This window comes from Agrobacterium pusense, assembly GCF_013285525.1.
Classification (GTDB): domain Bacteria; phylum Pseudomonadota; class Alphaproteobacteria; order Rhizobiales; family Rhizobiaceae; genus Agrobacterium; species Agrobacterium pusense.
The window spans coordinates 1,797,162-1,810,331 of the sequence record NZ_CP053856.1; the positions used below are offsets into that span (position 1 = coordinate 1,797,162).

Below are 13,170 nucleotides of genomic sequence, written 5' to 3' on the forward strand. Positions count from 1 at the left end.
CCCGTTTGTATTATAGCGCCCGCACCCGTGTAGACACCCTTGGAGGCAACGCGGGTGGGATGGCGCTTGCCGCCTCCCCAGTTCAGCGCCCGCGGGCATGAACTCTCCATATAACCTCGAAAGGAATTGCCATGAGCAAAGAATCGTATGAGCTCAAGGCCGAGGCGCGCGAACGAGTTGGTAAGGGGTCCTCTCGTGAACTTCGCCGCAACGGTTTGATTCCCGCTGTCATCTATGGTGACAAGCAGGCCCCCATTTCTATCGCCCTGTCCACCAACGAAGTCACCAAGCGTATCCACGCCGGCGGTTTCATGACGACGGTTGCGACGATCGACGTCGACGGCAAGAAGATCAAGGTTCTCCCGAAGGATTACCAGCTTGATCCGGTCCGCGACTTCACCATGCATGTCGACTTCCTGCGCGTTTCGGGCAACACGCTCGTCAACGTCGAAATTCCGGTTCACTTCGAAAACGAAGAAAAGTCGGACATCAAGATCGGCGGCGTTCTGAACATCGTTCGCCACACGGTGGAATTCCACTGCCCGGCCAACGACATTCCGGAAGCCATCACGGTTGATCTCTCCGGCCTGAAGATCGGCGACAGCGTTCACATCTCGAACGTCAAGCTGCCGAAGAACATCACGCCCGTTATCGCCGACCGTGACTTCACGATCGCAACGATCGTTGCCCCGGCAGCAGGCGTTGAAGAAGAAGCAACTGAAGAAGCTTCCGAGGAATAAATCGGCGGCCGCAAGGCCGGACAGCTTTGAAGAACGAGGCCCGTTCCGTTTCCGGAACGGGCCTTTTAGTTTTTATGAACTTTAAAAACAGAAAGCCCGCTCCCCGCCAGCGATGCGGTTCGTGTTTCAGCGTCGATTAACACTTCCATGAAACGATACCCTTGCGCCCTCATGGAAACACCGGCGGGTCGAGAAATAGCGTGGGGAAAGGGCTCGGCCCGGGATCTGACGCATCTCTGTCCGGAAGGATGAAACAGGGCGCAGCAAGTCTTGGGCAAAGGGTAGCTGCAATCGAACATGGCTCATTCCGTCGAAAGTCGCTTTATCGCGATTGTTTCCGGCGCACTTCTTACAGTGGTCGCCCCGCTCTTCACGCTTTTGCTGACACTTTCCTATAACGAGGCTATTCGCAGCCAGCGCAACCATATCGAAATTCTGCTGTCGACGAATACGCAGGCGCTGGCCCGCCCCCTGTGGGACCTCGATGACGACACGATAAACCAGATTACCGGAACCCTTGTCTCCGATCCCATGATCCGTATGGTCGAGGTTAAGGATACATCCGGCCAGCTTGATGTCGTTCAGACCGCCGGCAGCGACATCATCCAGGATGCCGCCTCGACGACACGCGAGGTCATCTACAAGACGACCAAGGGGCCCGTCACGGTCGGCCAATTGACGGTGTATTACGATGATGTCGGTCTTCTGACCTCCCTCAGCCGCACCGAACTGGCCTTTATCACGATTTTCATCCTCGCCATTCTCACCATGGTCCTTGCCGCCATTGCCGGTAACCGCTTCATGGTCATCCGCCCGCTGATGCGGCTGGCCGCGGCAATAGAAGCGACACGACGCCTCGGCTCCCGCCACCACGTCGACTGGCGGTCGAAAGACGAGATCGGCCGGCTGGCGAAAAGCTTCAACGAAATGCAGAGCCAGCTCGAAAAGGAAGAGCTGGAGATAAAGAACGCCCACGCCCGCAAGACGGAAATCTACAACCGCACGCCCGCCATGCTGTTTTCGCTGGACAGGCACGACAGGATCGCCGCCGTCAGCGACTACTGGGTGCAGGCTACCGGTTATGACCGCGCCAGAATACTCGGTCTGAATTTCGCCGACCTCATCCACCCCGATGACCAGACATTATTCCAGGAACGCAAGGCGGCGCATCAGGCGGCTGACACCCAACAGGCAGGCATCACCGTTCGCTTCCACTGCAGGGATGGCAGCGTCATGGATGCCCTTATCCTAGAAAAAGCCCTCGATTCCAGCGATACGGCCCATCACAGCACCTGCCTCTGCGTTATGACCGACGTGACCGAACTTCGGCAGTCGGAAAAGCGTAATCGCCAGCAGGCCATTTCCGACCATCTGACCGGCCTCTTCAACCGTCAGGGCTTCGAGGCCATCCTCGACCTGCAGATTCGCGATGCGGACAGGAACGGCAGCGAACTCGCGTGCCTGTTCATAGATCTCGACCGGTTCAAGGCCATCAACGACAATCTCGGTCACGCCGCAGGCGATGCCGTTCTGCGCGAATTCACATTAAAACTGCAGCCGCTGCTGACACCGCTGGACAGCGCCTCGCGTCTGGGCGGAGACGAGTTCGCAATCCTGCTGGCCGGTGACAAGGTGGAAGAGCGCGCCCTGCAGTTCTGTGAGCGCATCTGCACCCTGCTGGACACTCCATTTGAAATCGAGAACAACAGCATCCGCCTCAGCGCCAGTATCGGTATGGCGGTCTACCCTCTTCACGCCGCGAGTGCCTCCGAGCTTCTGCAGAACGCCGACATGGCCATGTATACCCGCAAGCGGACGGGCAAGAACGGCTCCCAGGTCTTCGACAGCTCGATCATGGACAGGGCCCGCGAACATGCGGAACTGGAACGGGATATCGCGCAGGCGCTTTCCGAAGACTGGTTCGAGGCCTATTTTCAGCCAATTCAAAACATTGCAACCGGCCAGACAGCGGGTTTCGAGGCCTTGCTGCGCCTCAACCATCCGGATAAGGGGCTGCTTTCCCCTGCTGCCATCATCAGCCTTGCGGAAGAGAACGGAACCATTCACCGTATCGGCAACGTGATCCTTGATCAGTCGGTCGCCAATCTCGCCAGGCTATCGCGCCTGCCGGGCATGACGCAAACCTATGTGGCGGTGAATTTTTCGCCATTGCAGTTCGAACCGGGACTGCCGACACGCATTGCCGGACTGTTGCACCGGCACGGCATTCTTCCCGGGCGGCTGGTCATCGAAATCACCGAAGCGGTCATCATGAAGGACGATCCGCAGATCCGGGCGATCCTCACCGCCATCCATCAGCTGGGTTGCCGCATCGCGCTGGATGATTTCGGCACGGGTTACTCGTCGCTCAGCTATCTCAGCCGCTTTCCGGTCGATATTGTAAAAATCGACCAATCCTTCACCCGCTCGATCTGCGACGATACGGTGGAAATCCGGCAGCGCAACCGCATGCTGGTCGAAGGTATCGCAGCCATCTCGCACAAGATGAATTGCGTTGTCATCGCCGAGGGTGTCGAGACGGAGGAGCAGAAGCTGCTTCTGGCGGATATGGGTGCCGATTATGGCCAGGGTTACTTTTTCGCTCGCCCGCAGCCCGTCGAGCGGCTGATTGCCGCCTATGAGGCCGGGTCTGGACAAAGCCGCACAGCGGCGCGACAAGCCTGAGCCGCGGGGAGTAGTTATGGGATTGATCCGCTTTTGCCTGGTCTTTCTTGCTCTTGCCAATCCCGTCTGCGCGGCCAAGCTTTTCCTGACCACGGAAGTCTACCCGCCCTACAACCTGCAGGGCAGTGACGGCAGCGTACGCGGCGTCTATTTCGACCAGCTCAAGATCATTCTTGAGGACACCGGCACCAGCTACGAGGTCGCCGTCATGCCGTGGGCCCGGGCGATCGCCCTTGCCACAACACAGCCGATGCATTGTGCCTTCGCCACGGCGCGGACCGCCGAGCGGGAAAAGCTCTTCAAATGGGTCTCGCCAATCCACATCGATCGCAACATTCTCGTGGCGCGGCGCAAGGCGAATATCAATGTCCTGAGCCTCGAAGACGCCAAGAAATACCGGGTTGGAACCCAGCGCGGCGACTACACCGAAACCCTTCTGGAAACGCTCGGTTTTCCGCAGGTGGATGTCGGCGCGGATTTCGAGATCACGCTTCACAAGCTGACGGCCGGACGCATCGACCTTATGCCCATGTCGGAAAGCACCTTCAAAAGCCTGCCGGCGCACACTTTCAGGGAAGTGATAACGCTGTCGAGACAGCAGCTTGGGCTTGCCTGCAACAAGAGCGTGCCGGACGAGGTTATCGCGAAATTGCAGGCCCGTCTCGATGAGCTGATCGCCGACGGGACACAACAGCGGATCTTCGACCGTTACGATCTCATCAGGCCCTGAGCGTCGGCCGGCATTGCCGCAACCCCACAAAAAGATTGACAGCCAGCGGATTTCAGGGTGGTGACAACAGCATCATCAGGCACAACGCGGACATGCTTCATGAAGATCATCGCAGGACTTGGTAATCCCGGCACGCAATATGCCGGAAACCGGCACAATATCGGCTTCATGGCGGTGGATGCGTTACAGCGCCTGCCTTCGTTCGCGCCCTGGTCAAAGAAATTCAAGGCCGAGATTTCCGAAGGCGAGATCGCCGGAGAAAAGGTCCTGCTGATGAAACCGCAGACCTATATGAACCTGTCGGGCGAATCCGTGGGCGAAGCGATGCGCTTCTTCAAACTCACGCCGGCGGACATCATCGCCATCCATGACGAACTCGATCTTCCGGCCGGGCGCGTGCGCATCAAGACCGGCGGCGGTCACGGTGGCCATAACGGCCTGAAATCGCTCGACGCCCATTGCGGCAAGGACTACCGACGCCTGCGCCTCGGCATTGGGCATCCCGGTGACAAGGAGCGCGTGCACGGCCATGTGCTGGGGGATTTCGCCAAGGCCGACCGGGTCTGGCTGGAGCCGCTGCTGGATGCGATTGCCGACAACGCCGCCATGCTGGTGAAGGCGGAGGATTCCCAGCTGATGAACAAGCTGGCGCTGGCCACGGGCAGCAAGCCCGAAGCCGAGAAGCCGGCCAAGGCAGCCAAACCCGCCGCGCAGTCTCATATCCACCAGGCACGCAACAGCGCCCAGCCTAAAAAGCTGCCGGAGACCGGGCCGATGGCCGAGATGCTGAAGCGGATGTTCGGCAAGAAGGACTAGATCGCGAATGTCTTCGAAGACCATCACCCTGCGCGAAGCCGGAACCAGCGATCTGGCTGGATTGCTTGATCTCTACCGGGCGCTTAATCCATCCGACCCGGAAATGACGACGGAAGAAGCAAAGACGGCTTTTGCGGCCATGCTCGCCCAGCCGGGTCTGACCGTGTTTCTTGCGACCGAAGGCGAGGAAGCGGTCGCTACCGCCACGCTGCAGATTGTTCCAAATCTCACGCGCGCCGCCCGTCCCTATGCTCTTATCGAAAACGTGGTGACACTGGAAAACCGTCGCGGCCGCGGATATGGCCGCGCGGTCGTGCGCCATGCCGTCGAGGCGGCTTTTGCGGCGAATTGTTACAAGGTGATGCTGCTGACAGGGCAACAACGCCCGGGGGTTCACGCCTTTTACGAAAGCTGCGGCTTCGTGCAGAACAAGACCGGTTTTCAGATTCGGCAGAATTGATGCTCACTCCTCCGGCTCGGTCGTGAACATCAGCGGAAATCCCGCTTCCTTGCCGAGATCGGTCGCCTCCTTGGCCTTCGTCTCGGCAATATCACGTTCGCAAACGACGACCACAGCGCTGCCGAAACGGTGCGCCGTCATCATCACCCGGTGGCCGGCCTCCTCGCTCATGCGGAACACGGCTTTCAGCACCACAGTCACGAACTCACGTGGCGTATAGTCGTCATTCAGCAGAATGACCTTGTAGAGCTTCGGCCGCTCCAGCTTTGGCTTGACCTTCGGTTTTGGTTTGAGATCGACAGGACTGTCGCTCATCATGGCCGCTCGTGCCTGCCGTTCATCGCGGTTGCTCATGGGAAAACCCCGTTGATGACGAAAGATCGATCGCTTGACCCGCATATATTGCGCCGCAACCACGCCATCGGCAAGTCTGTCAGGAATTCCTCGCCTTTAAGAAGCCTTTGCCGGCCCAAATCGACCCGCGGGCTTGACCTTCCCCCGCCCTTTCCGCAAAAGGCTCCTCAACGAATTCTTTCAAACGGACAGGTTTCAAGCCATGGGCTTCAAATGCGGTATCGTTGGATTGCCGAACGTCGGCAAGTCCACTCTTTTTAACGCGCTGACGAAAACGGCCGCCGCACAGGCCGCCAACTATCCCTTCTGCACCATCGAACCGAATACCGGCGAAGTGGCGGTGCCCGATGCGCGCATGAAAATCCTTGCCGACATCGCCGGCTCGAAGGAAATCATCCCGACCCGCATCTCCTTCGTCGATATTGCCGGTCTGGTTCGCGGCGCATCGAAGGGCGAGGGTCTCGGCAACAAGTTCCTCGCCAACATTCGCGAAGTCGATGCCGTCGTACACGTGCTGCGCTGCTTTGAAGACGACGATATCACCCATGTGGAAGGCCGCATCAACCCGGTTGGCGATGCCGAAACGATCGAGACCGAGCTGATGCTCGCCGATCTCGAAAGCCTGGAACGCCGCGTCGAGCAGACGCGCAAACGCGCCACCAGCAAGGACAAGGAATCGCTGGCCCAACTGCCTGTCATGGAAGCCGTCATCGCGCTGCTCACCGACGGAAAGCCGGCACGCCTGCTTTTGAAGACACTGGCGGACGAGGAAATCGAAATCCTCAAAGGCCTCAACCTTCTGACATCGCACCCGGTGCTTTATGTCTGCAACGTCTCGGAAGCCGACGCATCGTCCGGCAACGAGCACACAGCAGCCGTCGCGGAAATGGCGAAGCAACAGGGTGCGGAATGCGTGATCATCTCGGCGGCGATCGAAGCCGAAGTCGCGCAGCTTCCAGCCGATGAAGCCGAAGAATTTCTCTCGGCCCTTGGTCTTAACGAGGCCGGCCTCGACCGGCTGATCCGTGCGGGATACCACCTGCTCGACCTCATCACCTATTTCACCGTCGGCCCCAAGGAAACACGCGCATGGACGATCGTGCGCGGCACCAAAGCACCCGCCGCCGCGGGCGTCATCCACAGCGATTTCGAACGCGGCTTCATCCGCGCCTTCACCATCGGCTTTGACGATTACGTTACCTACAAGGGCGAAGTCGGCGCCAAGGAAGCTGGCAAGGGACGCGACGAAGGCAAGGAATATGTGGTTCAGGACGGTGACGTCATCCACTTCCGCTTTAATACCTGATTTGATCTGAACGGGCTTGCTTCTTTTATGGGGCGGACCCAGCCGCTTGTTTCTTCTCCCCGACCGGGGAGAAGATTGCCCCAAGGGTCGGATGAAGGGCGACGTTGCCGCAGCTCACTACCTTCGCCCGCTTCATCCCGCTGCCGCGACCTTCTCCGCGGCGGGGGAAGATGCGAGACGCATCCGTTCGCTCCATAGCGCTTTCCCGCTCCGATATTACGCCACCGATTTGACCTTTACGTAAAGGGAAAAATCCTCTTAGATGCGACGGTATTGACTGTGCGAAGGGAGGAAACCATGGCGCCGGTCGCGACCTATGCTTACGAGGATTTCACGGTAGGGCGGGAGTTTCCGCTTGGACCGCAACCGATCTCCGCGGGGCAAATCATTGCTTTCGCCAGCGAATTCGATCCGCAACCCATGCATCTTTCCGAAGAAGCAGGCCGCCAGAGCATTCTTGGTGGGCTTGCAGCTTCCGGCTGGCACACCTGCAGTCTGCTGATGCGAATGATGGCGGACAGCTATATCTCGGATTCGACGTCGCAGGGCAGCCCCGGCATCGACTACGTTGATTGGAAGAAGCCGGTTCTGGCAGGAGATACGCTTTCTGGGAAATCCATCGTGCTGGAGCAGCGCCCTTCGGCTTCGCGCCCCGGTATCGGCCTCGTGAAATTTCGCCACGAGCTTTATAACCAGCGCGACGTTCTGGTGTCGCACGGCGAAAACACCGTGATGTTCCTGATGCGCGGCAATGGAGGTATTGCGGCATGATACTGGCAGAACTCTCCCCGATCGGCGAACGAGTGACCCTCGATACGCTGCATTTTTCCGCCGAAGACATTATTCGCTTCGCCCGCGATTTCGATCCGCAGCCATTTCATCTTGATGCCGAAGCCGCAAAGAACAGCGTTTTTGGCGCACTTTGCGCATCTGGATGGCACACTGGTGCAGGCTGGATGAAGTGTTTTCTCTCGTACTGGGCCAAAGAGGTTAAAAGACTGAAGCTTGAGGGCCTTGAACCGCCAAAACTCGGCCCTTCACCGGGCTTTCGCGAACTTAAATGGAAAAAGCCGGTCTTCGCGGGAGACGATGTCACCTACTTCGTCACCCTGCTCGATACCCGGGCGCTGGAATCCCGGGCCGGTATCTGGCTGAACACCACATTTAACGAAGGGGTCAACCAGTCGGGAGAGACCGTCCTGACTTTCCAGAGCGGGGTTCTGGAATTCGAATAAGCGAGCTTCGGGGCATGTCGTTGCGACCTGCCCCACCCGCCGCTCAATGACCGGAAAATTCCACCAGGGTCCGTACCTCGACACCGAGGTCCTCGAGTTTCTTGCGGCCGCCGAGATCAGGCAGATCGATAACGAAGCAGGCGGAGACGATCTCCGCGCCCATCTGGCGCAAAAGCTTGACCGCGCCCTCGGCAGTCCCGCCGGTCGCAATCAGGTCATCGACCAGAATGACCTTTTCACCCGGCTGCACCGCATCAACATGCATTTCCATTTCATCGACGCCGTATTCCAGGCTATAGGCAACCCTTACAGTGGCATGCGGGAGCTTGCCCTTCTTGCGGATCGGCACGAAGCCGGCCGAAAGCTGATGCGCTACCGCGCCGCCCAGAATGAAGCCGCGCGCTTCCATGCCCGCGATCTTGTCGATCTTCGTTCCCGCATAAGGTTGCACGAGTTCGTCCACGGCGCGGCGGAATGCGCGGGGATTGCCAAGCAACGTGGTGATGTCCCTGAAGATGATGCCCGGCTTCGGATAGTCGGGAATGGAACGGATGGCAGCGGAAAGCTCCGAAGCGATAACGGTCATGGTATTTCCAGTTAAAAATGGGAAATGGATGGTTCGGGCCACCCTATCAACTTGACGGCGGCGCACCAACTAAAAAGGACCGGCGCAACCTTCGGCCAACGCCGATTGGTATGGAGCATCGCAAATCCGCATCTTGTGAACGACAACCAGGTCAATGCAGACTTCATATAAAAAGGCCCCCATGGAGGCCATGGGGGCCGATGACTGCCGGCACCGTAGTGCCGATCAATGTTCCTTGTTGGCGTAGACCGATTTCTTGGTGAGATAGATCAGCGCGGTGAAGATGAACAGGAACACCATGACCATGAAGCCGGTGCGCTTGCGCTCTTCCAGATGCGGTTCTGCAGCCCACATCAGGAAGGCGGCCACATCCTTGGAATACTGATCCACGGTCTGCGGCGCGCCATCGTCGTAAGTCACCTGATCGGCGCTGATGGGCGGGGCCATCTTCAACGCGACCGCGCTGACGAAATACGGATTGAAATGTGTGCCTTCGGCCACTTCAACACCAGCCGGCGGGTCCTGATATCCGGTCAGCAGCGCATGGATGTAATCCGGGCCGCCTTCCTGATAACCGCCGACGATCGGGATCATGTCGATGATGAATTGCGGGAAACCACGCTCCACGCCGCGCGCCTTGGCAAGCAGCGACATGTCTGGCGGTGCGGCGCCACCATTGGCGGCAGCAGCCGCCTCATGGTTCGGGAATGGCGACGGGAAATGATCTGACGGCACGGCCTTGCGATTATACATTTCGCCGTCGGCATTCGGACCGTCCTGCACTTCATATTCAGCGGCGAAAGCCTTTACCTGCTCTTCCGAATAGCCAAGATCCTCCAGCGTACGGAAAGAGACAAGGCTCATGGAATGGCAGGCCGAGCAGACTTCCTTGTAGACCTTGAGACCACGCTGCAGCTGGCCCTTGTCATATTTGCCGAAAGGACCGGCAAATGACCAGCTCTGCTCCTCGGGCTTGATCACCGGGAAGTGGCCCCCGGCAATCGCATGTTCCGTCTTGGTGGCGAGGTCATGGCTCTCCTCCGCCGCCGAGGCGACGGTGAAGGAACAGCCGATGGCGGCGAAAAGCGCGATGCTCGTTACAAGCTTCTTCATTGTCGTCATCCTTCCTTCGCGCTCAGATTTCGGCAGCCGCAGGCGCGGCACCCGACTTGGCGGCGTTCTTTTCGAGAACGGCCTCGGTAATCGAATTCGGAATACGCCGGGGCGTTTCGACCAGACCGAGGATCGGCATGATGACGAGGAAGAAACCGAAGTAATAAAGCGTGCCGATCTGCGACATGATGACGTAGGTGCCTTCCGCCGGGCGCGAACCCAGCCAGCCGAGCATGATGGCATTCACCACGAACAGCCAGAAGAACATCTTGTACCAGGGACGATAGACGGCGGAGCGAACCTTCGACGTATCGAGCCAGGGCAGGAAGAACAGCACGACGATTGCGCCGAACATCACGAGAACGCCACCCAGCTTGGAATCGATGACCCAGATGTTGAAGGTGATGGCGCGCAGCATGGCGTAGAACGGCAGGAAGTACCATTCCGGAACGATATGCGCCGGGGTCTTCAAAGGATCTGCCATGATGTAGTTATCAGGGTGGCCAAGGAAGTTCGGCATGTAGAAGACGAACCAGGCATAACCGATCAGGAACACGGAAACACCGAGCGCATCCTTCAGCGTCGCATAGGGCGTGAAGGGAACGGTGTCGGTCTTGCTCTTCACTTCGACGCCGGTAGGATTGGTCTGGCCGGTGACGTGCAGCGCCCAGATATGCAGGATAACGACGCCCGCAATCATGAAGGGCAGCAGATAGTGAAGCGCAAAGAAGCGGTTCAGCGTCGGCTGATCCACGGCAAAGCCGCCGAGCAGGAACTGCTGGATCCATTCGCCGATGGCAGGAAACGCCGTGAAGAAGCCGGTGATGACGGTCGCGCCCCAGAAGGACATCTGGCCCCAGGGCAGAACATAGCCCATGAAGCCCGTCGCCATCATCAGCAGGAAGATGACGCAGCCAAGAATCCAGAGGATTTCACGCGGCGCCTTGTAGGAGCCGTAATAGAGGCCACGGGCGATGTGCAGGTAAACCGCGATAAAGAAGAACGACGCGCCGTTGGCATGCATGTAGCGCAGCAGCCAGCCGTGGTTGACGTCGCGCATGATCTTTTCGACGGAATTGAAGGCAACCGTCGTTTCGGCCGCATAATGCATGGCCAGAACGACGCCGGTGAGGATCTGCACGATCAGCATGACGGAAAGCATCGCGCCGAAAGTGTAGGCGTAGTTCAAATTACGCGGGACAGGATAGGCAACGAAGCTGTCATAGATCATGCGCGGCAAGGGAAGCCGCGAATCGATCCACCTCTCGATGCCGGTGGACGGCTGATAACTGGAATGACCACTCATGAATATCTGTCCCCTTATCCGATCTTGATCACGGTATCGGATGTGAATGCAAATGTCGGGATGGCGAGGTTCTGCGGCGCCGGACCCTTACGTATGCGGCCCGCCGTATCGTAGTGCGAGCCATGGCAGGGACAGAACCATCCGCCGAAATCGCCGGCCTGGCCGAGCGGAACGCAGCCGAGATGGGTGCAGGAACCGACCATGACGATCCAGTTTTCCTTACCCTCGCCGGCGGAACGGTCGATATCGGTCGCCTGCGCGTCGGCGGCAATGTTGGCGTTGCGCGCCACCGGATCCTTGAGTTCGCCAAGAGCGACCGCCTTGGCTTCCTCGATTTCCTTTTCCGTGCGGTTGCGGATGAAAATCGGCTTGCCGCGCCACTTGACGGTAAGTGACATGCCCGGCTCGACCGCCGCGACATCCACTTCGATGGAGGCCAGCGCCAGCGTCGATGCATCGGGGCGCATCTGGTCAATGAAAGGCCATGCAACTGCGGCGGCACCGACGGCGCCCGCCATTCCTGTCACTAGATAAAGAAAATCGCGACGGGTCGGTTCACCCGAAGCGTCGTGATTGGTTACGTGCTCGCTCACCGCTACACCATCCTCTGCGCTGTTTTTGCCGTAAATCGCATGAGTCCTCCCGCTATGATTTGATCCAGGACAATCTCCGTCCCACCGTCCTGGACACAACTGCGGCATCAAGAAACCGCGTCACTCTGTGTGATCGCAAAATATTGACCGACTTGGCAAGAGCAAAGCACACAAAGCTGCCGTAATTCTGCCCGAAGCGCCCGATTTGCTTCTCATTTTTTCGCCGCCTCTGGCAGTCGGGCAACATTGTGCACCCAAAGGCGCCATGTTAGGAGACTACGAGGGAGAGCTTGGAAAGCAGGGATTCGGATGACGGCGAAGCTCTCGTGCATGGTCTCCACGGCGGTTGCTGCCGTTCTCGTCATTGCCAGTCTGCGCTACATCACCGATTTCTGGCTTCTTGCCTTCGTCACCAGCTTCCAGCTTCATATCGCCATTATCTGCATCCTGTTGTCATGGCTGGTATTTTGGCTCATGCGCGACGCCTTTTCCGCCGTGCTCTTGGTCTGGTCGATTGCGCTCGCCGTCCATGCGGTGTCCATGCTTCTGGATTTTTCGACATCGGCCACGGCCGCACCGGATGCGCAGCCGTTCCGGCTGCTTTCCTTCAATGTGCTGATGGATAACGCCGCCAATGCGGAGGTGATTGCCGACGCGATTGTCGAATCACACGCCGATGCGGTTTATCTCTTTGAAGCGGACGCCCTGCAATCGGCTCTGCCGCGTCTGCAACAGACATATCCGCACAGGCTGGGCTGCTTCGAGGGAACGCCAGGCTGTGACCTCGTGATCCTGTCGAAGCGGCCTTTGCTCGAAGGCCATTTTCATAGTCTTAGCGACCTGCGCCGCGACCGTTTCGCGATCGCCAAAATCGATCTCGACGGCAGGGAAGTCACGCTTGCCGCGGCACATCTTACCAAGCCCTATTTCGACGATTATCACCGCGACGAGCTGGATGAGGTCAGCGAAATTCTCTACCGCGTCACCGGGCCGCTCATTCTTGCAGGAGACTTCAATTCGGCAAGCATCGCTCCCGATATGCGGGATTTTCTGGCCGCCAACGATCTCAGGAAAGCGCCTTGGGAACCCGCGACTTGGCCAACGGAAGCAGGACGTTTCGGCATAGCCATCGACCATATCTTCGCCCGTGAACCGGCAACGCTGATAAAAACCACGCGCCTGCCGGACAGTCTCGGCTCCAATCATTACGGTCTGATGGCCGACTTCATGATCGGCAAATAGCGCC

At 58.6% G+C, this 13,170-nt stretch carries 14 protein-coding genes; 9 read left to right on the plus strand and 5 right to left on the minus strand.

Going from position 1 to position 13,170, the window contains the following annotated elements; translation table 11 throughout:
• Positions 1-131 precede the first annotated feature (131 nt).
• From HQN82_RS08825 to HQN82_RS08845, 5 genes are all read left to right on the plus strand, one after another.
• Positions 132-740: a 50S ribosomal protein L25/general stress protein Ctc gene (locus tag HQN82_RS08825; protein WP_004442950.1), complete on the plus strand. Its 609-nt coding sequence runs from the start codon at positions 132-134 to the stop codon at positions 738-740.
• A 297-nt stretch (positions 741-1,037) separates the two neighbouring features.
• Positions 1,038-3,425 (plus strand): EAL domain-containing protein, encoded by a 2,388-nt coding sequence (locus tag HQN82_RS08830; protein ID WP_112766605.1) that lies wholly within the window; start codon positions 1,038-1,040, stop codon positions 3,423-3,425.
• A gap of 16 nt (positions 3,426-3,441) precedes the next feature.
• On the plus strand, positions 3,442-4,155 hold the full coding sequence (locus HQN82_RS08835) for a substrate-binding periplasmic protein (protein WP_037089780.1): 714 nt from the start codon (positions 3,442-3,444) through the stop codon (positions 4,153-4,155).
• 99 nt (positions 4,156-4,254) lie between these two features.
• Positions 4,255-4,971: an aminoacyl-tRNA hydrolase gene (pth, locus tag HQN82_RS08840; protein WP_004442954.1), complete on the plus strand. Its 717-nt coding sequence runs from the start codon at positions 4,255-4,257 to the stop codon at positions 4,969-4,971.
• A gap of 7 nt (positions 4,972-4,978) precedes the next feature.
• Positions 4,979-5,431 (plus strand): GNAT family N-acetyltransferase, encoded by a 453-nt coding sequence (locus HQN82_RS08845; protein ID WP_173614770.1) that lies wholly within the window; start codon positions 4,979-4,981, stop codon positions 5,429-5,431.
• A 3-nt stretch (positions 5,432-5,434) separates the two neighbouring features.
• Here the strand turns inward: HQN82_RS08845 and clpS are convergent, their stop codons facing one another.
• Positions 5,435-5,746, minus strand: a complete 312-nt coding sequence (gene clpS / locus HQN82_RS08850; RefSeq protein WP_006699463.1) for an ATP-dependent Clp protease adapter ClpS — start codon at positions 5,744-5,746, stop codon at positions 5,435-5,437.
• 241 nt (positions 5,747-5,987) lie between these two features.
• On the opposite strand from clpS, the gene ychF reads away from it, so the two are divergent.
• The 3 genes from ychF to HQN82_RS08865 all read left to right on the plus strand — a co-directional run bounded on the left by ychF (position 5,988) and on the right by HQN82_RS08865 (position 8,326).
• On the plus strand, positions 5,988-7,091 hold the full coding sequence (gene ychF, locus HQN82_RS08855; protein ID WP_004442957.1) for a redox-regulated ATPase YchF: 1,104 nt from the start codon (positions 5,988-5,990) through the stop codon (positions 7,089-7,091).
• Between the two features lie 297 nt (positions 7,092-7,388).
• Positions 7,389-7,862, plus strand: coding sequence for a MaoC family dehydratase (locus HQN82_RS08860; RefSeq protein WP_004442958.1), 474 nt, complete (start codon positions 7,389-7,391; stop codon positions 7,860-7,862).
• On the plus strand, positions 7,859-8,326 hold the full coding sequence (locus tag HQN82_RS08865) for a MaoC family dehydratase (RefSeq protein WP_072494690.1): 468 nt from the start codon (positions 7,859-7,861) through the stop codon (positions 8,324-8,326). The genes HQN82_RS08860 and HQN82_RS08865 overlap by 4 nt, the downstream gene beginning before the upstream one ends.
• Positions 8,327-8,369: 43 nt before the next feature.
• Here the strand turns inward: HQN82_RS08865 and HQN82_RS08870 are convergent, their stop codons facing one another.
• The 4 genes from HQN82_RS08870 to petA all read right to left on the minus strand — a co-directional run bounded on the left by HQN82_RS08870 (position 8,370) and on the right by petA (position 11,924).
• Positions 8,370-8,912, minus strand: a complete 543-nt coding sequence (locus tag HQN82_RS08870) for an adenine phosphoribosyltransferase (RefSeq protein WP_004442960.1) — start codon at positions 8,910-8,912, stop codon at positions 8,370-8,372.
• A 225-nt stretch (positions 8,913-9,137) separates the two neighbouring features.
• Complete coding sequence (locus HQN82_RS08875; RefSeq protein ID WP_004442961.1) at positions 9,138-10,025, minus strand: cytochrome c1; 888 nt, start codon at positions 10,023-10,025, stop codon at positions 9,138-9,140.
• Positions 10,026-10,047: 22 nt separating this feature from the next.
• A complete protein-coding gene (locus HQN82_RS08880) occupies positions 10,048-11,331 on the minus strand; it encodes a cytochrome b (protein ID WP_004442963.1) in 1,284 nt (427 codons plus the stop codon).
• Positions 11,332-11,345: 14 nt separating this feature from the next.
• Positions 11,346-11,924 (minus strand): ubiquinol-cytochrome c reductase iron-sulfur subunit, encoded by a 579-nt coding sequence (gene petA / locus HQN82_RS08885; RefSeq protein WP_004442965.1) that lies wholly within the window; start codon positions 11,922-11,924, stop codon positions 11,346-11,348.
• A gap of 309 nt (positions 11,925-12,233) precedes the next feature.
• Between petA and HQN82_RS08890 the strand changes: the two genes are divergently transcribed.
• Positions 12,234-13,166, plus strand: coding sequence for an endonuclease/exonuclease/phosphatase family protein (locus HQN82_RS08890; protein WP_006699460.1), 933 nt, complete (start codon positions 12,234-12,236; stop codon positions 13,164-13,166).
• Positions 13,167-13,170 lie beyond the last annotated feature (4 nt).

What these genes read in the sequence shown, in the direction of transcription:
- HQN82_RS08890 (WP_006699460.1), top strand. Translation starts at nt 12,234, where the DNA reads ATGACGGCGAAGCTCTCGTGCATGGTCTCCACGGCGGTTGCTGCCGTT.
- HQN82_RS08870 (WP_004442960.1), bottom strand. Translation starts at nt 8,912, where the DNA reads ATGACCGTTATCGCTTCGGAGCTTTCCGCTGCCATCCGTTCCATTCCC.
- HQN82_RS08830 (WP_112766605.1), top strand. Translation starts at nt 1,038, where the DNA reads ATGGCTCATTCCGTCGAAAGTCGCTTTATCGCGATTGTTTCCGGCGCA.
- ychF (WP_004442957.1), top strand. Translation starts at nt 5,988, where the DNA reads ATGGGCTTCAAATGCGGTATCGTTGGATTGCCGAACGTCGGCAAGTCC.
- HQN82_RS08865 (WP_072494690.1), top strand. Translation starts at nt 7,859, where the DNA reads ATGATACTGGCAGAACTCTCCCCGATCGGCGAACGAGTGACCCTCGAT.
- HQN82_RS08835 (WP_037089780.1), top strand. Translation starts at nt 3,442, where the DNA reads ATGGGATTGATCCGCTTTTGCCTGGTCTTTCTTGCTCTTGCCAATCCC.
- HQN82_RS08845 (WP_173614770.1), top strand. Translation starts at nt 4,979, where the DNA reads ATGTCTTCGAAGACCATCACCCTGCGCGAAGCCGGAACCAGCGATCTG.
- HQN82_RS08825 (WP_004442950.1), top strand. Translation starts at nt 132, where the DNA reads ATGAGCAAAGAATCGTATGAGCTCAAGGCCGAGGCGCGCGAACGAGTT.
- clpS (WP_006699463.1), bottom strand. Translation starts at nt 5,746, where the DNA reads ATGAGCGACAGTCCTGTCGATCTCAAACCAAAACCGAAGGTCAAGCCA.
- HQN82_RS08875 (WP_004442961.1), bottom strand. Translation starts at nt 10,025, where the DNA reads ATGAAGAAGCTTGTAACGAGCATCGCGCTTTTCGCCGCCATCGGCTGT.
- pth (WP_004442954.1), top strand. Translation starts at nt 4,255, where the DNA reads ATGAAGATCATCGCAGGACTTGGTAATCCCGGCACGCAATATGCCGGA.
- HQN82_RS08860 (WP_004442958.1), top strand. Translation starts at nt 7,389, where the DNA reads ATGGCGCCGGTCGCGACCTATGCTTACGAGGATTTCACGGTAGGGCGG.
- HQN82_RS08880 (WP_004442963.1), bottom strand. Translation starts at nt 11,331, where the DNA reads ATGAGTGGTCATTCCAGTTATCAGCCGTCCACCGGCATCGAGAGGTGG.